Here is a 22,770-nt window from a genome sequence, read left to right on the forward strand (position 1 = left end):
AGACCCGGCCGTTAACCTCGGGGACCATGAGGTTCCTGCACACTTCCGACTGGCATCTGGGCCGTGCGTTCCACCGGGTGAACATGCTCGGCGCCCAGGCCGAGTTCATCGCCCACCTCGTCGCGACCGCGCGTGAACGCGAGGTCGACGCGGTGGTCGTGTCGGGAGACGTGTACGACAGGGCGGTCCCGCCGCTCGCGGCGGTGGAGCTGTTCGACGACGCCCTGCACCGCCTCGCCGGCCTCGGCGTGCCGACGGTGATGATCTCCGGCAACCACGACTCGGCCCGCCGCCTGGGCGTCGGCGCCGGACTGATCGACCGCGCGGGCATCCACCTCCGCACGGACCCGGCGTCGGCGGGCACCCCGGTGCTCCTGCGCGACCCGCACGGGGACGTCGCCCTCTACGGCCTGCCCTACCTCGAACCGGCGCTCGTGAAGGACGAGTTCGGCGTCGACAGGCCCGGCCACGAGGCGGTCCTCGCCGCCGCCATGGACCGCGTCCGCGCCGACCTCGCCACCCGCGCGCCCGGCACCCGTTCCATCGTCCTCGCGCACGCCTTCGTGACCGGAGGGCAGCCCAGCGACAGCGAACGGGACATCACGGTCGGCGGCGTCGCGGCCGTCCCGGCGGGCGTCTTCGACGGCGTCGACTACGTGGCCCTGGGCCACCTGCACGGCGCGCAGACCCTCACCGACCGCGTCCGCTACTCCGGCTCGCCCCTGCCGTACTCGTTCTCGGAGTCGACGCACCGCAAGAGCATGTGGCTGGTCGACCTGGACGCGGACGGCGCGGTGACGGCCGAGCGGATCGACTGCCCCGTCCCGCGCGCGCTGGCCCGCCTCAGGGGCACCCTGGACGACCTCCTGGCGGACCCGGAACTGGCACGGCACGAGGACGCCTGGGTGGAGGCCACCCTCACCGACACCGTCCGCCCCGCCGACCCCATGGCCCGCCTGACGGCCCGTTTCCCGCACACCCTGAACCTCGTCTTCGCCCCCGACCGGGCCCCCGAGGACCCCGAGGCGTCCTACGCGCGCCGCCTCGCCGGCCGCACGGACCAGCAGATCGCGGAGGACTTCGTGACCCACGTGCGCGGAGCGGCCCCGGACACCGACGAACAGGGCGTGCTGGCGGCGGCGTTCGACGCGGTGCGCGAGGACGAGACCCTGCGGGAGGTGGCCCGATGAGGCTCCACCGCCTGACCCTCACCGCCTTCGGCCCCTTCGGCACCACCCAGACCGTCGACTTCGACGCCCTCTCCACGGCCGGCCTGTTCCTCCTGCACGGGCCCACGGGCGCCGGCAAGACGTCCGTCCTGGACGCCGTCTGCTACGCCCTGTACGGCTCGGTCCCGGGCGCCCGGCAGAGCGGCCAGGGCCTCACCCTGCGCAGCGACCACGCGGCGCCCGAGGTGCGCACGGAGGTCGTCCTCGACCTGACCGTGGCGGGCCGCCGGCTGGAGATCACCCGGCAGCCCCCGTGGGAGCGTCGCAAGAAGCGCGGCGCGGGCACCACGCTCGACAAGGCCCAGACCTGGCTGCGCGAGCACAAGGCGGGCACCTGGCAGGACCTCAGCCGCTCCCACCAGGAGATCGGCGAGGAGATCACCCAGCTCCTGGGCATGAGCCGCGAACAGTTCTGCCAGGTCGTCCTCCTCCCGCAGGGCGACTTCGCGCGGTTCCTGCGCGCGGACGCCGAAGCCCGCGGCAGACTGCTGGGCCGCCTCTTCGACACGCAGCGCTTCGCCGAGGTCGAGCGCCGCCTGGCCGACCGCCGCCGCACGGCGGAGACCCGCGTCAAGGACGGCGACGCGGCCCTCCTCGCGGACGCCCACCGCATGCAGCAGGCCGCCGGCGGCGCCATGGACCTCCCGGACCTCACCCCCGGCGAACCGGGGCTCGCGCAAGCCGTCCTCGCCGCCGCCGCGATCGCCCGCAGCACCGCCCGCGAACAGCTCACGATCGCCCACTGCGCCCGCACGGCGGCCGAGTCCGCCCAGACGGCCGCCCAGCGCGCCCTGGACGACGTACGCGAACTCGCCCGCCTCCAGCGGCGCTTCGCCGAGGCGCAGGCCCGTGCCGCCCTCCTCCAGGAGCGCTCCGGCGCCTACGAGGAGGCGCGCGCCCGCATGGAGCGCTCGCGCAAGGCGGAGGCGGTCAAGCCGGCGCTGGACCTGCGCGAGGCCGCCGACGCCGAACACCGCAGGGCGACAGCCGACGAGGCACGCGCGCGTGCCGCACTCCCCGCGCCCCGCACCGAGGCCGAGGCGCCCCTCACGGAGGCCGACGCCGTCTCCCTCACCGCCGCCGCACGCCGCACCACCGAGGAACTGGGCGGCCTGGAGTCGGCCCGCAGGGCGGAACACCGGCTCACCGCACTCGTCACCGAACGCACGGCCCTGGACCGCCAGGAGCGCGCCGACGCCGCCGACCTCACCGAGGCGGAAACCTGGCTCGCCGGCTGGGACACCACCCGCGCGGCCCTCCAGCGGCGCGTCGACGCCGCCCAGGACGCCACGACCCGGGCTGAACAGCTCGCCGGCCGCCGAGACCCCGTCCGCAAGCGGCTCACCGCCGCCGAACTCCGCGACCGCCTCGCCGTGGACGTCGACGCCGCCCAGGAACGCGCCCTCGCCTCCGCGAAGGCCGCCCAGCAGGCCCGCGCACACTGGCTCGACCTGCGCGAACAGCGCCTGGAGGGCATCGCCGCCGAACTCGCCGCGAGCCTCGTCGACGGCGCCCCCTGCGCCGTCTGCGGCGCCACCGAGCACCCCGCGCCCGCGCGCAAGGACGCCGGACACGTCGACCGCGCGGCGGAGGAACGCGCCTACGCCGACTCCCAGCACGCGGCACAGGCACACGAGCAGGACGAACAGCGCCTCCACCACGCCCAGCAGGCCCTGGCCGCCGCCTCCGCCGAGGCCGGCGACACCCCGACCGCCGCCCTCGCCGCCGAAGCGGACGACCTCGAACGGCAGTACGCGCACGCGCGCCGGGAAGCCTCCGACCTCCACCCCGCCCGCGAGGAACTGCGCCACGCCGAGCAGGAACACGCGCGCCGCAGCGCCGTCCAGCGCGACGCGGCCGTCCGCGTCGCCTCCCGGCTCGGGCAGCGCGAGAGCCTGGAGCGCGAACAGGCCGCGCTGGAGGAGGAGCTGACGCGGGCCCGCGGCACCGCCGCGAGCGTCGCCGCACGCGCGGCCGACCTGGAGCGCCGGGCGGAGCTGCTGACCGGCGCGGCGGACGCCGTCCGCGCGGCCGAGGAGAGCGCCGGGCGCCTCAAGGACGCCGACGGCCGCCTCGCCGAGGCCGCCTACCGCGCGGGCTTCACCACCCCCCGCGAGGCCGCCGACGCCCTCCTGGCCCCCGACGTCCACCGCGACCTGCAACACCGCCTGGACGCCTGGCAGGCCGAGGAGGCGGCCGTCCGCGCGGTCCTCGCCGAACCCGCGACGGCCGCCGCAGCCCAGCGCCCGCCCGCCGACCTCACCGGCGCCGAACGTGCCGCGTCCGCCGCCGCCGAGGCACTGCGCCGGGCCGCCTCCGCACGGGACGCCGCCGCCCGCCGCTGCGAGGAACTGGACCGCCTCTCCGCGCGCGCGGCCGACGGCGTACGGCGCCTCGCGCCGCTGCGCCGGGAGTACGACCGGGTGGCCCGGCTCGCCGGGCTCACGGCGGGCACCTCGGCGGACAACGAACGCAAGATGCGCCTGGAGGCGTACGTGCTCGCCGCCCGCCTCGAACAGGTCGCCGCCGCCGCGACCGCACGGCTCCAGCGCATGTCGGCGGGCCGCTACACCCTCGTCCACTCCGCCGACCGCTCGGGGCGCGGGCGCAGCGGGCTCGGGCTGCACGTCGTGGACGCCTGGACCGGGCGCGAGCGCGACACCGCGACCCTGTCCGGCGGGGAGACGTTCTTCGCGTCCCTCGCGCTCGCCCTCGGCCTCGCCGACGTCGTCACCGACGAGGCGGGCGGGGTGCGCCTGGACACCCTCTTCATCGACGAGGGCTTCGGCAGCCTCGACGACCAGACCCTCGACGAGGTCCTGGACGTCCTGGACTCACTGCGCGAACGCGACCGCAGCGTCGGCATCGTCAGCCACGTCGCCGACCTGCGCCGGCGCGTCCACGCCCAACTGGAGGTGGTGAAGGACCGCACGGGGTCGACGCTGCGCCGGCGCGGTCACTGACCGAGCGCGCGCCGGGGCAGGGGCGAGGAGTACACGACGCTCGTCGTCACCGACCCGAGCGCGCCGATCTTCCCCGACACCTCCTCCAGGTGCCGCATCGAGCGGGCGGCGACCTTGATGACGAAACAGTCGTCGCCCGTCACGTGGTGCGCCTCCAGGATCTCCGGGGTGACCGCCACCAGGTCGTGGAACGGCTTGTAGTTGCCGTTGGGGTACCTCAGCCGCACGAACGCCAGGATCGGCAGGCCCAGCCGCTCCGGGTCGACGACCGCCGCGTACCCCTGGATCACCCCGGCCTCCTCCAGCCGCCGCACCCGCTCCGTCACCGCGCTCGGCGACATCGACACGGCGCGCGCGAGGTCGGCGAACGAGGCGCGGCCGTCACGCTGGAGGACGTCGAGGATGCGCCAGTCGGTGGCGTCCGGGGAATACGCGGTCATGGAGCCAGAGTGGCGGGGAATCCCCGGCAGAACAAGATCAGGACCGGGGAACCCGCCTTCAAGGCCGGCGTCACCGGCCGTAGATTTCTCGCCATGACGACGACCACGAACCCCGTACTGCGCACCGCGCCCGCCGCCCCCGCCGAAGCCGCCGCCTACTTCCGCGCGAGCCTCGCCTTCCACGCGGACGTCTCCGACGTCGCCGCCGCGCTGCCCACCGACGAGTTCGTCGTCCTCGACTCCCGCTCCACCGAGGCGTGGGACCAGGGGCACATCCCCGGCGCGATCCACCTGCCGACCGCCCTCATCCCCGAGCAGGCGGACCGACTTCTCGACAAGAGCGTGCCGGTGGTCACCTACTGCTGGGGCCCCGGCTGCAACGGCGCCACCCGCGCCGCCCTCGCGCTCGCCGAACTCGGCTACCAGGTCAAGGAGATGCTGGGCGGATTCGAGTACTGGGTGCGCGAGGGCTTCGCGTTCGAGACGTGGGAAGGGGCGGAACGCCGAGTCCCCGATCCGCTGACCGCACCTGCCGATTCCGGCGACTGCGGCTGCTGACCGGGGACTTGACGAAGCGTCAACAACCCTTACAGAGCTGCCAGTTCATCCACCAGGTCGTCCAGGCCCAGGGAGCCCTGGGACAGGGCCGCCATGTGCCACGCCTTCAGGTCGAAGTTCTCGCCGTGGCGCTCGCGGGCCTTCTCGCGGCCCGACAGCCAGGCACGCTCGCCGAGTTTGTAGCCGATGGCCTGCCCGGGGATGGTCAGGTAGCGGGTGAGTTCGCTGACCACGAAGTCGGCGGGACGGCTGCTGTGCGCGAGGAAGAACTCCTCCGCCAGCTCCGGCGTCCACCGCTCGCCGGGGTGGAACGGCGAGTCGGCCGGGATCTCCAGTTCCACGTGCATGCCGATGTCGATGATGACGCGGACCGCGCGCATCATCTGCGCGTCGAGGTAGCCGAGACGTTCCTCCGCGTCGGCCAGGAAGCCGAGTTCGTCCATCAGCCGCTCCGCGTACAGGGCCCAGCCCTCCGCGTTGGCGCTCACGATGCCGACGGTCGCCTGGTAGCGGGACAGGCTCTCCGCGACGTGCACCCACTGCGCGAGCTGCAAGTGGTGCCCGGGGACGCCCTCGTGGTACCACGTCGACACCAAGTCGTAGACGGCGAACCGGGTCTGACCCATCGTCGGGAGCCAGGTGCGGCCCGGCCGCGAGAAGTCCTCCGACGGACCCGTGTAGTACGGCGCCGCCGCGGTGCCGGGCGGCGCGATCCGCGACTCCACCTTCCGTACCCGCTCGGCGAGTTCGAAGTGCGTGCCGTCCAGGGACTCGATCGCGCCGTCCATCACGCCCTGCAGCCAGTCGCGGACCTCCTCGACGCCCTCGATGTGCCGGCCGTGCTCGTCGAGGTGCGCGAGCGCCACCCACGGCGTCGCCGCGCCGGGCAGGATCTTCTCGGCCTCCTTCTTCATCTCGCCCAGCAGCCGGTGGTATTCGGCCCAGCCGTACGCGTACGCCTCGTCGAGGTCGAGGTCTGTGCCGTTGTAGTAGCGCGCCATGCGCGCGTACCGCTCACGGCCGGCGACGTTCGGCGCGCCCTCGATCGCGGGCGCGTACACCTCCCGCATCCAGTCCCGGAGTTCGACGACCGCGGCCGTCGCCTCCCGCGCTGCGGCGTCGAGTTCGGCGCGCAGCGCGTCGGGACCGGCCGCCGCGAAGTCCTCGAACCAGCCGCGCCCCTCGCCCGTGTCGATCCACTCGCCCAACTGCTCGACGAACGTCGCCGTCGGCCTCGGGCCCGCGAACAGCTTGCGCTCCAGGCCGAGTTCGAGGGATTCACGGTAGCCGCGCAGCGCCTCGGGGACCGCGCGCAGGCGCTCGGCGATCGCCGACCAGTCCTCCTCGGTGTCGGCCGGCGTCACCGAGAACACCTCGCGCACCTGCAGCACGAGCGTCCCCAGGTTGCCGACCGAACGCAGTTCCTCCCCGGCCTCCAGGACGGCGAGCTGGGCGGTCAGCCGCTCCCGCAGCAGGCGCGCGCACCGCCGTTCCACACCGCTGTCCGCGCCGGGCCTGCGCTCCGCCTCGTCCAGCGCGGCCAGCGTCTCCCGCGCGAGCCGCGCCAGCGCCTCCTGTCCTGCGGGGGAGAGGTCCGGCATCCGGCGCGAACTCTCCTTCACGCCGAGGAAGGTACCGGTGACCGGATCGAGGGCGACGAGACCGTCGACATACGCGTCGGCGACCTGGCGGGGCAGCGGGCTGTTCGTCTCTGACATGCGGACATCCTCGTACGAACACCGGTGCCACGTCAGCCCGGTTTGCCCGCGCGCAGGGCGAAGGCGGCCGGATTTCGCTGAGAGCCAAGGGAGTTGGCCGGGGCCGACGGGATGCCCCGCCCGCCGGATCACTCGCGGCCGATGCGTTCCCCCGTGCGCAGTTCGGACGGCAGCGTCTGGAGGGTGAGCCCGTCGAGGCGGGCCGTGATGACGAGGGTGCCCTCCTCGATCTGGTAGTCGAGGGGCAGACCGAGGGAGCGCATCGCGGCGACCATGGCCGTGTTGCCGGAGCGGGTCACCGCGTAGACGCTCTCGCCGCCCGTCTCGACGGCCATCCGGACCAGCCGGCGCAGGAGTTCGCCGCCGATGCCGCGCCCCTGCCAGTCGTCCTCGACGAGGAGGGCGACCTCGGTCTCGTCGCCGTCCCACAGGAGGTGGCCGAGGCCGACGACGCGCCCGGAGGCGGTGCGGACGGCGAGCGTGCGGCCGAAGCGGGGGCTGAGGAGGTGGTTGAGATAGCGGTCGGCGTCGTGGACGGGCCCGTGGTAGCGCATCGTGAGGGTCCGCTGCGAGCACCGCTCGTGCATCGCCTTCGCGGCCTCCAGGTCGGCCGTGTCGGCGCGGCCGACGGTGATGTCGTTGCCCTCGGGGAGCGTCAGGACGTCCTGGCCGCGCGGCACGCGGGGGCCGAGACGGGTGTCCAGTTCGACCAGCGCGCGGGCGCGCGCGAACTCGGTCGGGGTGAACGGCAGGTACGGCCGCTCCACGGTGATCACTCCGCCTTCCGGCGCCCGCAGGCGCAGCACTGTCTCCTCAAGGACCCCCTCGGCCGGCACGTCGTGCGCGCCGGGCAGCGAGCGGATCGTGCACCGGCCCAGCAACTGCCGCAGCGCCAGGGGGAGTTCCGCCGCGTCGAGGGCGGTACGGGTGGCGAGGCCGAGGACCCGCGTGGGCGCGTCGACCAGGTCGTGGGCGTCGGCCCGCTCGATCCAGGTGGCGCTACCACCCGCCTGTGCGAGCGCGCGGGTGATCTCGGCGGCCGTCAGCGTGCCCGGTGAGCGCAGCAGGAACTCGTCGACCGTGTCCTCGCCCAGCGGGTGCGTCTGGAGGCTCAGGATGTCCACCCGGTGCCCGGCGAGGGCGGCGCACAGCGCGGCCAGCGAGCCGGGCGCGTCCTTCACGGTTGTCCGCATGCGCCACAGCGTGCTCGCGCCGGGGTCGGCGGGGACGGGGGCTGGGGCTGGGGCGTCCCCGGCGGGCGGCCGGGGGCCGGTATCGACCCCGGGCGGCGCGGGTTCGTGGCCCGCTGATCGCCACGCGCGCGTGGCCGCCTCGACGGCTGCGTGGACGGCCGCGAGGAGCGCGGCGAGGACGCGGGTGACGGCAGTCGGCTTCCGATTCATGCATCCACTGTGAAGGAAGGGTGTTGCGTGATCACGAACGTACTGTGACCGATGAGTAAATGCTCATTCCGTATTTTCGGCACCAAGGGGCTGTTTCACGCCAAAAAGGGCACGGGGCACCGCGCACCGGGGGATGACGCCGGTACGCGGCATGCCGACGAGCTTAGGGGACCCGCGCCCTACTGGCCGACCCGTCCCGGCTGAAGCACCTGTGTGAACAGGACAGTTCCGTCCGACTCGCGCAGCCGGACCGTCAACTCCCCGCTGTCGCCGTCGATGTCGACCTCGCCGAAGAACTGGTAACCCAGGGCCGGCGACACGTTCGCGGTCGCCGGCGCCTTGACGAACACCCGCTCCGGACCGAACGTGCCGTCCAGATCATTGGCCGGAAACGCACCCGCGTTGAGCGGCCCGGAGACGAACTCCCAGAACGGCTCGAAGTCCTTGAACGCCGCCCGCGACGGCTGGTAGTGCTGCGCCGAGGTGTGGTGCACGTCGGCGGTCAGCCACACCGTGCCCGTGATCCGGCGGTGCTTGACGAACCGCAGCAGCTCCGCGATCTGCAGCTCGCGCCCGAGCGGCTTGCCCGGGTCGCCCTGCGCGACGGCCTCGAAGTTCGGCTTGCCCTCCACCGGGTCCGGGACGACGAGCCCGAGCGGCATGTCGGCGGCGATCACCTTCCACACCGCGCGCGAGCACGCCAGCTCACGCTTCAGCCACTCCAGCTGCTCCCGGCCCAGGATGCCCTGCGGGTCGGTCGTCTGGACGTCCGTCGAGTTCGCGTTGCGGTACGTGCGCATGTCCAGCACGAACACGTCCAGCAGCGGACCGTGCCGCAGCACGCGCTGCACCCGGCCCTGCTTCGCGCCCGGCTTCAGTGTCGAGACGGGGAAGTACTCGCTGAACGCCCGGCGCGCGCGGGCCGCGAGCACGTCCACGCTCTTCTCCGTGTAACGCGGGTCCGAGTCCGTGATCACCTCGCCGGGGTACCAGTTGTTGCGCACCTCGTGGTCGTCCCACTGGATGATCGACGGGACCTGCGCGTTGAACTTCCGCAGGTTCTGATCCAGGAGGTTGTAGCGGAAGTTGCCCCGGTACTCCGCCAGCGTCTCGGCGACCTTCGACTTCTCCTCGGTCACCAGGTTGCGGTACAGGCTGCCGTCCGGCAGGGCCTGCGTCGCCGCTACGGGTCCGTCCGCGTAGATGTTGTCGCCGCTGCACAGGAAGAAGTCCGGGTCCAGCTTCGCCATCGCGTCGTAGATCCGGTAGCCGCCGATGTCCTGGTTGATGCCCCAGCCCTGCCCGGCCAGGTCGCCCGACCACAGGAACTTCACGCCCTTGCGGCGCTTCTCGGAGACCGTGCGGAACGTGCCCGTCACGGGCTCACCGGTGCGGCGCGGGTCGTCCGGGTCCGCCAGTAGCACCCGGTAGTGGACCTGCTCGCCCGACGGCAGCCCGTGCAGCCGCGTCGTGCCGGTGAAGTCCGTACCGGCGCCCAGCAGCGGCCCGTGCCACCGGCGCGCGTTCCTGAACGACTCCGTCGCCGCCGTCTCCACCACCATCCGCGCGGGCCGGTCCGACCGCACCCACACCAGCCCCGAGTGCGCGCCGACGTCCCCCGTCTGCACACCCCACCGCGCGCCCGGCCGCCCCGACAGGGCGAACGCCGGCGCGGCACCCAGGGCACCGGGCAGGGACAACGCCGCCGAAGCGGCGAGCGAACCGCGCAGGACACCGCGGCGGCTGGGGGAGGGGAGGGGGAGAGGGGGCATGACTGGGCCTCCGGTCAGGGGAAATTGGGGGGGGCGCAGTCAGACCTACTGGGGGTGGGGGACGGGTTTGGAAATGGGGGGTGAACGGAGGGGCGATGGGGGGAGTGGCTTGGGGTGCGGGGCGGGCGGGAGGTGTCGGGGGCGTCGGGACGGGACCGTAGCGTCGTGACGGGGCGGCCCGGCGTTGGAACGGGACTGTAGCGTCGTGACGTGACGACGGGTCCGTGCCGTCGTGGCGACGGGTCCGTACCGTCGTGATGACGATACGGACCCGTCCCGACGTCACCCGCCTTCGCTCAGCGGCTTCCGTCCAGGATCACCCGTGCCACCAGCGCCGGGTCGTCGCTCATCGGGCAGTGGCCGCAGTCGGGGAGGCGGATCAGCCGGGCGCGGGGGATGACCTGCTTCGCGCGGACGCCCTGGCGGCGCAGGAGGATACGGTCCTTGGCGCCCCAGGCGATGGTGACGGGGAGGTCGGGGACGTCGTCCGTGAACCGGACGGAGCCGCCCGCGCGAAGGGTGTCGTCGAAGCCGGTGGCGCCGGCCAGCGCCAGGGCCTCGGCGACGACCGCCTCGGGGGCGCGGCGGCCGGGGTGGGCGTAGATGGTGCTGACCAGGGCCGCGCGGCCGGCGACCGAACGGGACAGGGACTCGACCATGGGCAGCGGCATCGCGCGGGCGAGGCGGCGCATCGTCAGCAGCACCGTGAAGGCGTACCGGCGTTCCGCCTCGGACCAGAACCCGGCGGGAGCCAGGGCCGTGACGGACCGTACGAGGTGTTCGCGGCCCAGTTCGAGGGCGATGAGCCCGCCCAGCGAGTTCCCCGCGACGTGCGGCCGCTCAAGGCCGAGCGCTTCGCAGAACGCCGCGAACACGGCGGTGGTCGTCGGCAGGTCGTACGTGAGCCCGTCCGGCAGCCCCGGGGACGCGCCGAAGCCGGGGAGGTCCACGGCGATGACGTCCCGCTCGGTCGCCAGGATGTCCACCACCGGGTCCCACGCCTGCCGGTGGTGCCCGATGCCGTGCAGCAGGAGCAGCGGCTCCCCGTGCCCCACGCGCGCGTAGGACACGGTCACGGGCTGCGGCCCCCGCGCGGAGGGGACCTTGAAGGAGACGGTGGTGGGCATCGGGGCGCTCCTCGTCCGGATGGGTTGGCGAGACTCCGTGGACAGCTTGTCAGCTGTTGCTACCGGCGGGTAGCCCCCGGGGTGCGGGAGAGGCCCGAGATCCCCGTGGTTCCTGGGCGAAAGCGGTTTCCCCCATTGGTATTGACCAAGGTGGGGGGCCGTCCTATGGTCGCTGACAAGTGAAACAACCTTTAATAAACAAGGGCGCGTAAAGGGCCCGGCGATCGCGGGGGCGGGGCGGAGGACAGGGTGGGGACCACACAGCTCGAAACGGTGCCGGAGCCGAAGTACTGGCACCTGCGGACGGTGCTCAGCGAGGCACTTGACTCCGAGTTCACGGTGGGGGAGGTGCTGCCCAACGAGCGCGAACTCGCGGCCCGGTTCGGCGTCGCCCGCGCGACGCTCAGGCAGGCGCTGGAACAGCTCGAACTGGAGGGCCGGCTGCACCGCAGGCGCGGCGTCGGCACCACCGTCGCACCCCCGCGCGTGGGCGTCGAGGTCGGCCCCGACGGACCGGCCTGGCCGGACGCGTCCGACGACACCTGGCAGCCCGTCGACAGCGACCTGAGCACACCGCCGGCAGCCGTCTCCACCGCCCTCGCGCTCCCACGCGGCATCGCGGTCCACACGGTCCGCCGCTCGCGCGTCTCCCACGGCCACCCCGTGGCCGCCGAACTCCTCTACGTCCCCGAGTCATCCGTCCCCGGCCTGCACCTCCCGGACGCACCCTCGGGCCCCGCCCGCGCGCGTGCCGTGCTGCGCGAACTCCAGCACCTCGACCTCGTCGCACAGAACCGCTCCGTCGAACTCGGCTCCGCGCGCGCGGACGACGCGAAGCAACTCGACCGCCTCCCCGGCGCGCCCGTCCTCGTCGTCACCACCCACTTCACCACCCCCACCCGCCTCGCCGCCCTCTCCGTCGCCACCTACCGCGCTGACACGTGCCGCTTGACCTTCGGCGCGACGGGCGGGGTGGAGATCGAGGAGGGGGCGGCGTAGCGGTCCGCGTGGCGGGCCGGAGCGCGTGGGGCGGGTCGCGGCCCGCCCCACGGACAGGCGGACGTCTGACGGGGGACGGTGTCGCAGTCCGCGTCGTAGTCGGCGTGTCACTCGTCCGTGGGGTCTCATCCCGTCCGGGAACTCACCCGGAAAGCCCCGCGTTTCCCGGGCAACCGACCAAGCACCCCGGCCTTCGACCTCGCCCGCTCACCGCCCCGGCCCTCACCGCCCCGTCCCCCGCCGTCCCGTCACCGTCCCCTCCACCGCGAAGAACTCCTCCTCCACGTGGTCCAGCGCGAGGCGCAGCGCGCCGGTGGCCACCGATGCCGTGCCCAGGGTGGAGAGGGTGACGTCGGGCGGGCGCAGGCAGTAGCGGGCGAGTTCGTCGCGGAGCGGGGCGAGGAGGTCGGCGAGGCCGGTGGTGGCACCGCCGATGACGACCAGCTCGGGGTCGAGCGCGAGGACCAGCGCCGCGACGTCGTGGACGAGCCGCCGGAAGAACCGGTCGACGGCCGCCCGCGCACCGGGGTCACCGGCGTCCGCGCGCGTGAAGACGTCCGTGACCGCCTGATGGTCGAGCGGGGGCAGCGGCTCGTCCGTCGTCGACAGCAGCGTCTCCGGCGTCACCTCGCGCCCCAGCAGGTGCAGCGCCCCGATCTCCCCGGCCGCCCCGCCGTACCCGCGGTGCAGCCGCCCGCCGATCAGCGAACCCGCCCCCGGACTCAGCCCCGCGAGGACCAGCACCACGTCGTCGGACTCGGTCGCGGCCCCCTTCCAGTGCTCGGCCACGGCCGCGGCGTTGGCGTCGTTCTCCACCAGTACAGGGCACCTGAACGACCGGCTCAGCCGCTCACCCAGCCGCAGCCCCGTCCACCCCGGCAGCGCGGCGCACAGCCGCACCGTGCCGTCCGCCCCGACGATCCCCGGCGTCCCGACCCCGACGGCCCGCAGCGCCCCGCGCGGCACCCCCGCCCGCCGCAGCAGCTCGGCGACGACCGTACGCGCGCGCTCCAGCCGCTCGTCCGCCGGCGCCGTCCCCGCGACCGCCCTGCCGTGCGCCCCCAGCACCCGCCCGTCCAGGTCCGCCACCACCGCCGACACCCGGTGCGCCCCGATGTCCAGCCCGAGCAGGTACCCGGCCTCCGCGCGGAACCGGAACCGCCGTGCCGGCCGCCCCTGCCGGCGCACCACCGTCACGTCGGCGGCCTCCTCGACGACCAGCCCCGCCGCGACCAGGTCCTCCACGACCCCCTCGACCGTCGGCCGCGACAGCCCGGTCACCCGCGTGACCTCCGTCAGCGTCGCCCGGTCCGCCGCCCGCAGCGCGTGCAGCACCACCGCGGAGTTGATCCGCCGCAACAACGACGGGTCCCCACCGGTCAGCCGCCCCACGCGAGTCCTCCCAGCCAGTCGGGTGTGGGCGGGATCGTACTCGCGCCGACGGGACACCGGCGACCGGCCGGAACCGGGAGCCCCAGGTTCTTCACCGGGGCGCCACGAACCCCGACTCGTACGCGGCGATCACCGCCTGGGTCCGGTCCCGCGCCCCCACCTTGGCGAGCACCGCGCTCACATGGGACTTCACCGTCTCCGCGCCCACCACCAGCACCCCGGCGATCTCCGCGTTCGACAGCCCCCGCGCCATCAGCCGCAGCACCTCGCCCTCCCGCTCGGTCAGCCGCGCCGACTCCAGCCGGTCCCCGGCGTCCCCGCCCCCGTACGAGGCCGCCAGCTTCCGCAGCGACGCCGGGAACAGCAGCGACTCCCCCTCGGCCACCAGCCGCACCGCCTGCACGATCTCCGCCGGCCGCGCCCGCTTCAGCAGGAACCCGTCCGCGCCCGCGCGCAGCGCCTCGTACACGTACTCGTCGTTCTCGAACGTCGTCACCACCACGACCTTCGGCGGCACGTCGACCGCCTTCAGCAGGGCCCGGGTCGCCGCGATCCCGTCGAGCAGCGGCATCCGCACGTCCATGGCGACGACATCGGGCCGCAACCGCCGCACGAGCGGCACGACAGCCGCCCCGTCGGCCGCCTCCCCGACGACCGTGATGTCGGGCTGGGCCTCCAGCACGGTCCGCAGCCCCGCGCGGACCAGGGGTTCGTCGTCGACGAGCAGAACAGTGACCGGCATCCCGCCAGCCTAGTCAGCTCCCCAAGGGCAGCTCCGCGCGCACCCGCCAGTCCCCGGCGTCCGGCCCCGTGGACGCCTGGCCGCCCAGCAGGGCGGCGCGTTCCCGGATGCCGCGCAGGCCACTGCCGCCGCCGGGGCCGGGGATGTGCGCCGTCAGCGGGTTGCGCACCTCAAGGCGGAGCACGCCGGCCTCGACGTCCACGCGGACCCGCACGGGTACCGGGCCCGCGTGCCGCAGGACGTTCGTCAGGGCCTCCTGGAGAATCCGGTAGCTCTCGCGGGACACCGGCCCCGGCACCGTCTCCAGCGGCCCCGACAGCCGCGCGTCGACCACGGCGCCGGACGCCCGCGCCGAGTCGAGGAGCCGGTCCGCCTCCGCGAGCGTGGGCCGACCGCTCGCCGGCCGCGCCGACTCCCGCAGCACCCCGAGCACCCGCTCCAGGTCCTCCAGCGCCGTCCGCCCGGTCTCCTCGATGGCCTCCAACGCCCGCGCGGTGAACGCCGGATCACCCGCCGCACGCGCGGCGCCCGCCTGCACGACGGCCACCGTCAGCGCGTGCCCGATCGAGTCGTGCAGCTCCCGCGCGATCCGTGTCCGCTCCAGCAGCAGCTCCGTCCGCTCCTCCAGCGCCGCGAACCGCTCGGCGGCCGACGGGCCGAGCAGCGCGCGGGCGGCGGCCGTGACGAGCAGACCGAGGCCCACGACCGCGCCGTACATCGCCAGCAGCGGCAGCGGCACCAGCAGGGCGTACGCCCCGTGCGGGGACAGCGCGCCGAGGACCGGGACGTCGCCGTCCGTGTACCCGAGCGCCAGGCGGACCAGGGTGTACGCCACCATCAGCGCCCACACGCACACGTAGGACACCAACGCCCCCAGCGCCAGGCGCACTTCGAGCCAGACGACCGTCCGCAGCCGGTCCCGCCAGGTCCTCGACGGGGCGACGGAGAACCCGGGGTCCTTCTCGCCCGGCGTGAGCATCCACTGGGCCTGCACGCCCTCGCCCGTCCGCACCCCCGCGACCAGACCGGCCGGGATCACGAACAGCGCGACCAGCCACGGCCGCCGGGGATCGATGAACATCCACACGCTCACCACGAGCATCGGCACCCACAGATGCAGGAGCCGTGTGTACGTCGTCCCCCGCCGCAGCGGGCTCCAGAACCGGGCCATGCCGCCATCGTGACAGGCCCCACCGACAACGGGCCTCCCCCGGGCGGGGGAGACGGTTCCCGCCCCCGGGGGAAGCCCCTGACCAGGCGTCACGGCGAAGGTGGTGGACATGACCACCATCGACGTCCGCGATCTGACCAAGGTCCACGGCACCCGCCGCGCCGTGGACGGACTCACCTTCCGCGTCCCGCCCGGCCGCGTGACCGGCTTCCTCGGCCCCAACGGCGCCGGGAAGTCCACCACGCTCCGGCTCCTGCTCGGCCTCGACCGCCCGACCTCCGGCAGCGCCACCCTCGACGGCCGCCCCTACGGCGCGCTCACCGAACCCCTGCGCCACGTCGGCGCGCTGCTCGACGCGCAGGCCCCGCACGGCGCCCGCACCGGCCGCGACCACCTGCGCGTGCTCGCCGCGAGCAACCGCATCCCCGCGCGCCGGGTCGACGAGGTCCTGGAGGAGACCGGCCTCGCCTCCGCCGCGAACCGCCGCGTGCGCACGTACTCCCTGGGCATGCGCCAGCGCCTCGGCATCGCCGCCGCGCTGCTCGGCGACCCCGCGGCCGTCCTCCTGGACGAGCCCTCCAACGGCCTCGACCCGGAAGGCATCGTCTGGATCCGCGGCCTCCTGCGCCGCCTCGCGGGCGAGGGCCGCACGGTCCTGGTCTCCAGCCACCTCATGGCCGAGACCGCCGCCTACGCCGACCACCTCGTCGTCCTCGGCCGGGGCCGCCTCCTCGCCGACACCCCGCTCAAGGAGTTCGTCCACGCACGCGTGCACCCGCGCGTCCGCGTCCGCACGTCGGACCCCGCCGCCCTCGCCGGTGCGCTCGCCCGCGCGGGCCACCAGGCCGACGAACACCCCGACGGGCACTGGACCGTGCACCACGCACGCGTGGACGACGTCGGCCGCCTCGCCTCCGACGCGGGCGTCCCCCTCCTCGAACTCGCCGCCGAGGAGGGCACGTTGGAGCAGGCGTACTTCGATCTGACCGCAGGCGAGACCGAGTTCACGGCACACCGCTAGGAGCCCCGCATGTACGTTTCCGCTCTCCACGCCGAATGGCTCAAGATCCGCACCCTGCGGTCCCTGGTCGTCACCCTCGCCGTGATCCTCCTGGCCACCGTCGGCTTCTCGGCGCTGGCCGGCCTGGACGCCGGCGTCGAGGACCCCCTGTTCACCACTTACTTCGGCGTCAGCTTCGGCCAGATCGCCGCCGTCTCCTTCGCGGCGACCGCGACGGCGGCGGAGTTCCGCGACGGCGCCCTGCGCGTGTCCCTCGCGGCCGTGCCCGACCGGACGCGCTGGTTCGCGGCGAAGGTGACGGCGATCGGGCTGCCGGTGCTCGCCGTCGGCCTCCTGACCGGCGTCGCCGTCCTGCCCCTGGGTTCCGGACTGACCTGGGCCGAAGGGGTCCGTGGCGCCGTCGGCTGCGCGCTCTACCTGACCCTGATGGCGCTGCTCGCCGCCGGGCTCACGGCCGTCCTGCGCAGCGGAGTCGCGACGCTCGGGATCCTCGTCCCGTTCCTGCTGCTCGTGTCGTTCGTGATCGGCGACATGTCCGGGACGGTCGCGGACTGGCTCCCCGACCGGGCCGGGCAGGCGGCCCTCCACAGCGACCCGGCCGTCAACCCCTGGCTGGGGCTCCTGGTGACGGGCCTGTGGAGCGCGGCGGCACTGGGCGCGGGGGCGTGGCGGGTGCGGAAGCGGGACGCGTGAACGTTTCCCCTCCGGGGCGACGGGCGTCAGCCCTCCGCCGCCTCCCGCAGCCGCGCGAACTCCTCCGCCATCGTCGCCGCCGTCCAGTGCGCGTTCAGCCCGCTGGGGTTCGGCAGGACCCACACGCGCGTGTCGCCGATGACCCGTTCCTGCGGCCCCACGCGTGCGTGCCGTTCGCCGAAGGCGGCGCGGTAGGCGGTGATGCCGACGACCGCGAGCCAGCGGGGCGCGAGCTGGGTGACCTTGGCGGTCAGGACGCGCCCGCCCTCCTGGTACTCCTCGGCGGACAGCTCGTCGGCACGCGCGGTCGCGCGCGCGACGACGTTCGTGATGCCGAGCCCGTACGACAGCAACTCCTCCTGCTCCGCCGGTGCGAGGAGGCGGGGCGTGAAGCCGGAGAGGTGCAGGACGGGCCAGAAGCGGTTGCCGGGACGGGCGAAGTGGTGGCCCGTCGCGGCCGTCAGCAGGCCCGGGTTGATGCCGCAGAACAGCACGCGGAGGCCGGGCGCGGCCACGTCGGGGACGAGGCGGTCGCGCGCGGCCTCCAGCTCGGCCCGCGTGAAGCGGGTCAGAGGATCGCTCCGGGGGCGTAACCGGCCGCCTCGGGGCGCTGCTTGACGATCTCCTCGATCCGGGCGACGACCACCGCGACCTGGTCGGCCGCCGCGCCCGTGAAGGACAGCTTGTCGGCCATCAGGGCGTCGAGCTGCGCGCGGTCCAGGGGGATGCGGTCGTCGGCGGCGAGCTTGTCGAGGAGTTCGTTGCGCTCGGCACCCCGCTCGCGCATCGCCAGCGCCGACGCGACCGCGTTCTCCTTGATCGCCTCGTGCGCGACCTCACGGCCCACGCCCGCGCGGACGGCGCCCATCAGGACCTTCGTCGTCGCCAGGAACGGCAGGTAGCGGTCCAGCTCGCGCGCGACGACGGCCGGGAACGCGCCGAACTCGTCCAGCACCGTCAGGAACGTCTCCAGAAGGCCGTCCAGGGCGAAGAACGCGTCCGGGAGGGCGACCCGGCGGACCACCGAGCACGACACGTCGCCCTCGTTCCACTGGTCGCCGGCCAGCTCGCCCGTCATCGACGCGTACCCGCGCAGGATGACCATCAGGCCGTTGACGCGCTCGCAGGAACGCGTGTTCATCTTGTGCGGCATCGCCGAGGAGCCGACCTGGCCCGGCTTGAAGCCCTCCGTGACCAGCTCGTGGCCCGCCATCAGGCGGATCGTCTTCGCCAGCGAGGACGGGGCCGCCGCGAGCTGCACGAGGGCCGTGACGACCTCGTAGTCCAGCGAGCGGGGGTAGACCTGGCCGACCGACGTGAACGCCTGCGAGAAGCCCAGGTGACCGGCGATCCGGCCCTCCAGCTCGGCGAGCTTCGCGGCGTCGCCGCCCAGCAGGTCCAGCATGTCCTGGGCCGTTCCGACCGGGCCCTTGATGCCGCGCAGCGGGTAGCGGCCCAGCAGCTCCTCCACGCGCGCGTACGCCACGAGCAGTTCGTCCGCCGCCGTCGCGAAACGCTTGCCCAGGGTCGTCGCCTGCGCGGCCACGTTGTGCGAGCGGCCCGCCATCACCAGTTCGCCGTACTCCGAGCTGAGCTTCGCCAGGCGCGCGAGCACCGCGACCGTACGGTCCCGGATCAGCTCCAGCGACAGCCGCACCTGCAGCTGCTCGACGTTCTCCGTCAGATCCCGGGACGTCATCCCCTTGTGCACCTGCTCGTGCCCGGCGAGGTCGTTGAACTCCTCGATCCGCGCCTTCACGTCGTGCCGGGTGACCTTCTCGCGCTCGGCGATCGACGCCAGGTCGACCGTGTCGAGCACCCGCTCGTAGTCGGCGATCGCCCCCTGCGGCACCTCGATCCCGAGGTCCTGCTGCGCCTTGAGCACCGCGAGCCAGAGCTGCCGCTCCAGCCTCACCTTGTGCTCGGGCGACCACAGCGTGGCCAACTCGACGGAGGCGTACCGTCCGGCGAGGACGTTCGGGATACGGGGCTTTGCGGGAGCGGAAGTCACGTGACCAGATTCTACTGGCGATTCACGCAGGCCAGGCCCGGGGTGGGGTTGGTGGGAACGTACGAGATGGCGGTCACTCGTACGGCAACAGCTCCGGGTGTTTCGGGGCGCGGCCGTCGCCCGAGGAGCGGCCGGTGAGGCGGCGGGCTATCCAGGGGAGGAGGTGTTGGCGGGTGAAGCGGAGGTCGGCGGTGCGGCGGGCGGTCCAGGTGGGCGGGGGAGTGGGTGGCAGGGGGGTGCGCCAGTCGGGGTCCTCGGCGGGGTGGCCCAGGGTCTGCCAGACGGCTTCGGCGACGCGGCGGTGGCCCTCGGCGGTGAGGTGGAGGCGGTCGACGTCCCAGAGGCGGGGGTCCGCGAGGGAGGGGGCGGCGTAGAGGTCGACCACCAGGGCGCCGTGCTTCGCCGCCAGCGTGTCCACGTGGTCGAACAGTTCCTCCATGCGCGGGCGGAACCGTTCGAGGACGGGGCCCTGGCGGCCGGGGCTGCGCATGAGGACGAGCTGCCGGCAGCCGGGGGTGAGGCGTTCGACGGCCTCCGTGAGGAGGTCCTTGACGCGGACCATGTCGCACTTGGGGCGCAGGGTGTCGTTGAGACCGCCGACCAGGGTGATGACGTCCGCGCCCATGCCGGCGGCGACGTCCACCTGCTCCTCGACGATCTGGCCGATCAGCTTGCCGCGCACGGCGAGGTTGGCGTACCGGAAGCCGGGCACCTGTGCGGACATGCGGGCCGCGAGGAGGTCGGCCCAGCCCCGGTAGGTGCCGTCGGGCAGGAGGTCCGACATGCCCTCGGTGAAGGAGTCGCCGACCGCGACGAGGCTGGTGTACGGGGAAGTGGGTTTCGTCTGCATGGCGTCAGCGATGGTAACCCCGGGGCATACCCGCCGGTCGGTCACCCCGGTGCCCAAGGCAACCGACCTCACCGGCCCCAACGACCCCATCAGCCCGACGCCAGCCTCTACCCGCGCCGCCCCCTCACGCCCGCTGCCCGAACAGCTCCCGCAGCACGTCCTCCATCGTCACCATCCCCGCCAGCCTCCCGTCCTCCTCCATGACCGCGGCGAGATGCGTCCGGCTGCCCCGCATCGCCGTCAGCACATCGTCCAACGGCGTGGCCTCGCGTACGCGCGCGATGGCCCGCAGGTCCCGCAGCCGGAACGGCATGTCCCTGGGGGAGGCGTCGAGCGCGTCCTTGACGTGGAGGTAGCCGACGATCCGGCGCCCTTCGTCGACGACGGGGAACCGGGAGAACCCGGACTCGGCGGACAGTTGCTCGAGCCCTTCGGGAGTGACGCCCACGCGCGCGTAGACGACGCGTTCGAGGGGCAGGACGACGTCCCGGACCGGACGGCGCCCCAGTTCGAGGGCGTCGTGCAGCCGCTCCTGCGCACGGTCGTCGATGAGCCCGGCCTCGCCGGCGTCCTTGACGATCTGGGCCAGCTCGGCGTCGGAGAAGGTCGCCGTGACCTCGTCCTTGGCCTCGATCCGCATGAGCCGCAGCAGCGCGTTGGCGAAGGCGTTGATCGCGAAGATCACCGGCCGCAGCGCGCGCGAGAGCGTGACCAGCGGGGGCCCGAGGAGCAGCGCGCTGCGCACGGGTTCGGCGAGCGCGATGTTCTTCGGCACCATCTCGCCGAGCAGCATGTGCAGGTAGGTCGCGAGCACCAGGGCGATCACGAACGACACCGCGTGCCCGGCCCCGGAGGGCACCCCCACCGCGTGGAACACCGGCTCCAGCAGATGTTCGATGGCGGGTTCGGCGACGACACCGAGGACCAGCGTGCACAGCGTGATCCCGAGCTGCGCCGCCGCCATGAGCGCGGAGACGTGCTCCAGCCCCCACAGCACACTGCGCGCCCGCCGGTCGCCCTGCTCGGCGTAGGGCTCGATCTGGGAGCGCCGCACGGAGATCAGCGCGAACTCGGCGCCGACGAAGAACGCGTTCACGACGAGCGTCGCGAGGCCGATCAGCAACTGGATCGCGGTCACCGCGAGTCCCCCGTCCCGTGAGAAGTCCCGTGAGGTGCCCCATGACGCGCTCCGTGAAGCGCGTCGTGCGGCTCCTCCAGAGGCGGCCCCTCCGGACGCGGCTCCGACAGCGGCGCGCGCAACAGCACCCGCGCCGCCCGATGCCCCGCCGCGTCCACGACGTCCAGCCGCCACCCGGCGACGTCGAGGCTGTCGCCGACGACCGGGATGCGCCCCAGCTCGGTCGCCACGAGGCCCGCCAGCGTCTCGTAGGGCCCCTCAGGGGCCCGCAGGCCGACGCGGGCGAGCTGATCGGTGCGGGCGGCCCCGTCGGCCGAGTAGAGGGCGCGTCCGGCCTCGTCGGTGCCCGCGGGGGCGAGGTCGGGCGTCTCGTGCGGGTCGTGCTCGTCACGGACCTCGCCGACGACCTCCTCGACGATGTCCTCCAGCGTCGCGACGCCCGCCGTGCCGCCGTACTCGTCGATGACGACGGCCATCGTCCGCTTGCCGGAGAGCCGGTCCAGGAGCCGGTCGACGGTCAGCGACTCGGGGACGAGCAGCGGCTCGCGCATGATCTCGGCCACCGACACGCGCGCGCGCCGCTCGGCGGGCACGGCCAGCGCGTCCTTGATGTGGACGGTGCCGACGACCGCGTCGAGGCTGCCCCGGTAGACCGGGAACCGCGACAGACCGCTCGCCCGGGTCGCGTTCGCGACGTCCTCGCAGGTCGCCTGCGCCTCCAGGGCCATCACCTGCACGCGCGGGGTCATCACGTTCTCGGCGGTCAGGTCGGCCAGGTTCAGCGTGCGCACGAACAGCTCGGCGGTGTCGGCCTCCAGGGCGCCCTCCTTCGCGGAGTGCCGGGCCAGCGCCGCCAGCTCCTGCGGCCCGCGCGCGGCGGCCAGCTCCTCGGTGGGCTCGACGCCCGCCAGGCGCACGATCCGGTTCGCCGTGTTGTTGAGATGCGTGATGAACGGCCGGAACGCGGCGCTGAACCAGCGCTGCGCGTTGCCGACGTTCTTGGCGACGGCCAGCGGCGAGGAGATCGCCCAGTTCTTCGGCACCAGCTCGCCGACGACCATCAGGAACACCGTCGACAGCGCCGTCCCGATCACCAGGGCGACCGACCGCGACGCCCCCTCGGGCAGCCCGGCCGACTCCAGCGGGCCGGAGAGCAGCTTCGAGATCGACGGCTCGGCGAGCATGCCGACGACCAGGTTGGTGACGGTGATGCCGAGCTGCGCGCCGGAGAGCTGGAACGTCAGGTTCCGGACGGCCTTGAGGGCGCCGGCCGCGCCCCGCTCGCCGCGCTCCACCGCCCGCTCCAGCTCGCTGCGCTCGACGGTGGTCAGCGAGAACTCGGCGGCGACGAAGGCCCCGCACGCGAACGACAGCAGGACCGCCACCAGCAGGAGGAGTACTTCGGTCATCGGGTCACCTCCGTCCCATGGTCGGCCAGGGCGGGGCGGAACGCGCGGTGTCGGACGCGCCGGAATCGGGTACTGGGAGGCTCGCCCATGGGCGGACGCTCACACCTTTCGTGGAAGTCGGGAGGGGACCACGT

General features: G+C 73.8%; 19 protein-coding genes. 6 read left to right on the forward strand and 13 right to left on the reverse strand.

All coding sequences use genetic code 11. The annotated features are described in order from the left end of the window. Positions 1 to 26 precede the first annotated feature (26 nt). Both IAG44_RS34085 and IAG44_RS34090 read left to right on the forward strand, forming a co-directional pair. A complete protein-coding gene (locus IAG44_RS34085; RefSeq protein WP_187750920.1) occupies positions 27 to 1,190 on the forward strand; it encodes an exonuclease SbcCD subunit D in 1,164 nt (387 codons plus the stop codon). After that, entirely contained in the window at positions 1,187 to 4,192 is a 3,006-nt protein-coding gene (locus IAG44_RS34090; protein WP_187750921.1) for an AAA family ATPase, read from the forward strand. Before IAG44_RS34085 ends, IAG44_RS34090 begins: the two co-directional genes overlap by 4 nt. Here IAG44_RS34090 and IAG44_RS34095 read toward each other — a convergent pair. Next, positions 4,186 to 4,632 carry an Lrp/AsnC family transcriptional regulator gene (locus IAG44_RS34095; protein ID WP_187750922.1) on the reverse strand — a complete coding sequence of 149 codons (447 nt, stop codon included), beginning with the start codon at positions 4,630 to 4,632 and terminating at the stop codon, positions 4,186 to 4,188. The two genes, IAG44_RS34090 and IAG44_RS34095, sit on opposite strands and share 7 nt — an antisense overlap. Positions 4,633 to 4,725: 93 nt before the next feature. Between IAG44_RS34095 and IAG44_RS34100 the strand changes: the two genes are divergently transcribed. After that, the gene (locus tag IAG44_RS34100; RefSeq protein ID WP_187752963.1) at positions 4,726 to 5,190 is read left to right on the forward strand and encodes a rhodanese-like domain-containing protein; all 465 of its coding nucleotides are present in this window, start codon (positions 4,726 to 4,728) and stop codon (positions 5,188 to 5,190) included. A 29-nt stretch (positions 5,191 to 5,219) separates the two neighbouring features. Here IAG44_RS34100 and IAG44_RS34105 read toward each other — a convergent pair whose 3' ends face one another. From IAG44_RS34105 to IAG44_RS34120, 4 genes are all read right to left on the reverse strand, one after another. Next, the gene (locus IAG44_RS34105) at positions 5,220 to 6,908 is read right to left on the reverse strand and encodes a DUF885 domain-containing protein (RefSeq protein ID WP_187750923.1); all 1,689 of its coding nucleotides are present in this window, start codon (positions 6,906 to 6,908) and stop codon (positions 5,220 to 5,222) included. Between the two features lie 128 nt (positions 6,909 to 7,036). After that, positions 7,037 to 8,311, reverse strand: a complete 1,275-nt coding sequence (locus tag IAG44_RS34110; RefSeq protein ID WP_187750924.1) for a GNAT family N-acetyltransferase — start codon at positions 8,309 to 8,311, stop codon at positions 7,037 to 7,039. A gap of 179 nt (positions 8,312 to 8,490) precedes the next feature. Beyond that, the gene (locus IAG44_RS34115; RefSeq protein WP_187750925.1) at positions 8,491 to 10,083 is read right to left on the reverse strand and encodes an alkaline phosphatase D family protein; all 1,593 of its coding nucleotides are present in this window, start codon (positions 10,081 to 10,083) and stop codon (positions 8,491 to 8,493) included. A gap of 296 nt (positions 10,084 to 10,379) precedes the next feature. Continuing rightward, positions 10,380 to 11,210, reverse strand: coding sequence for an alpha/beta fold hydrolase (locus tag IAG44_RS34120; protein WP_187750926.1), 831 nt, complete (start codon positions 11,208 to 11,210; stop codon positions 10,380 to 10,382). A gap of 249 nt (positions 11,211 to 11,459) precedes the next feature. Here IAG44_RS34120 and IAG44_RS34125 point away from each other — a divergent pair, with 249 nt between their 5' ends. Then, positions 11,460 to 12,209: a GntR family transcriptional regulator gene (locus IAG44_RS34125; RefSeq protein ID WP_187750927.1), complete on the forward strand. Its 750-nt coding sequence runs from the start codon at positions 11,460 to 11,462 to the stop codon at positions 12,207 to 12,209. A 222-nt stretch (positions 12,210 to 12,431) separates the two neighbouring features. On the opposite strand, the gene IAG44_RS34130 is transcribed toward IAG44_RS34125, so the two are convergent. From IAG44_RS34130 to IAG44_RS34140, 3 genes are all read right to left on the reverse strand, one after another. Beyond that, the gene (locus tag IAG44_RS34130; protein WP_187750928.1) at positions 12,432 to 13,601 is read right to left on the reverse strand and encodes an ROK family transcriptional regulator; all 1,170 of its coding nucleotides are present in this window, start codon (positions 13,599 to 13,601) and stop codon (positions 12,432 to 12,434) included. 91 nt (positions 13,602 to 13,692) lie between these two features. Further along, entirely contained in the window at positions 13,693 to 14,343 is a 651-nt protein-coding gene (locus IAG44_RS34135) for a response regulator (protein ID WP_187750929.1), read from the reverse strand. Positions 14,344 to 14,356: 13 nt separating this feature from the next. Beyond that, positions 14,357 to 15,514, reverse strand: a complete 1,158-nt coding sequence (locus tag IAG44_RS34140; RefSeq protein WP_187750930.1) for a sensor histidine kinase — start codon at positions 15,512 to 15,514, stop codon at positions 14,357 to 14,359. Between the two features lie 109 nt (positions 15,515 to 15,623). Between IAG44_RS34140 and IAG44_RS34145 the strand changes: the two genes are divergently transcribed. Continuing rightward, positions 15,624 to 16,535 (forward strand): ATP-binding cassette domain-containing protein, encoded by a 912-nt coding sequence (locus tag IAG44_RS34145; protein WP_187750931.1) that lies wholly within the window; start codon positions 15,624 to 15,626, stop codon positions 16,533 to 16,535. Between the two features lie 9 nt (positions 16,536 to 16,544). Further along, the gene (locus IAG44_RS34150; protein WP_187750932.1) at positions 16,545 to 17,228 is read left to right on the forward strand and encodes an ABC transporter permease; all 684 of its coding nucleotides are present in this window, start codon (positions 16,545 to 16,547) and stop codon (positions 17,226 to 17,228) included. Positions 17,229 to 17,254: 26 nt separating this feature from the next. On the opposite strand, the gene mug is transcribed toward IAG44_RS34150, so the two are convergent. The 5 genes from mug to IAG44_RS34175 all read right to left on the reverse strand — a co-directional run bounded on the left by mug (position 17,255) and on the right by IAG44_RS34175 (position 22,636). Then, positions 17,255 to 17,800 (reverse strand): G/U mismatch-specific DNA glycosylase, encoded by a 546-nt coding sequence (mug, locus tag IAG44_RS34155; protein ID WP_187752964.1) that lies wholly within the window; start codon positions 17,798 to 17,800, stop codon positions 17,255 to 17,257. Beyond that, entirely contained in the window at positions 17,797 to 19,239 is a 1,443-nt protein-coding gene (purB, locus tag IAG44_RS34160) for an adenylosuccinate lyase (protein WP_187750933.1), read from the reverse strand. The genes mug and purB overlap by 4 nt, the downstream gene beginning before the upstream one ends. A gap of 73 nt (positions 19,240 to 19,312) precedes the next feature. Further along, the gene (locus IAG44_RS34165; RefSeq protein WP_187750934.1) at positions 19,313 to 20,089 is read right to left on the reverse strand and encodes an SGNH/GDSL hydrolase family protein; all 777 of its coding nucleotides are present in this window, start codon (positions 20,087 to 20,089) and stop codon (positions 19,313 to 19,315) included. A gap of 124 nt (positions 20,090 to 20,213) precedes the next feature. Then, on the reverse strand, positions 20,214 to 21,227 hold the full coding sequence (locus IAG44_RS34170) for a hemolysin family protein (protein WP_187750935.1): 1,014 nt from the start codon (positions 21,225 to 21,227) through the stop codon (positions 20,214 to 20,216). Next, positions 21,224 to 22,636, reverse strand: a complete 1,413-nt coding sequence (locus tag IAG44_RS34175; RefSeq protein ID WP_246562242.1) for a hemolysin family protein — start codon at positions 22,634 to 22,636, stop codon at positions 21,224 to 21,226. Before IAG44_RS34175 ends, IAG44_RS34170 begins: the two co-directional genes overlap by 4 nt. Positions 22,637 to 22,770: the final 134 nt, after the last annotated feature.

This window comes from Streptomyces roseirectus, assembly GCF_014489635.1.
Lineage (GTDB): Bacteria > Actinomycetota > Actinomycetes > Streptomycetales > Streptomycetaceae > Streptomyces > Streptomyces roseirectus.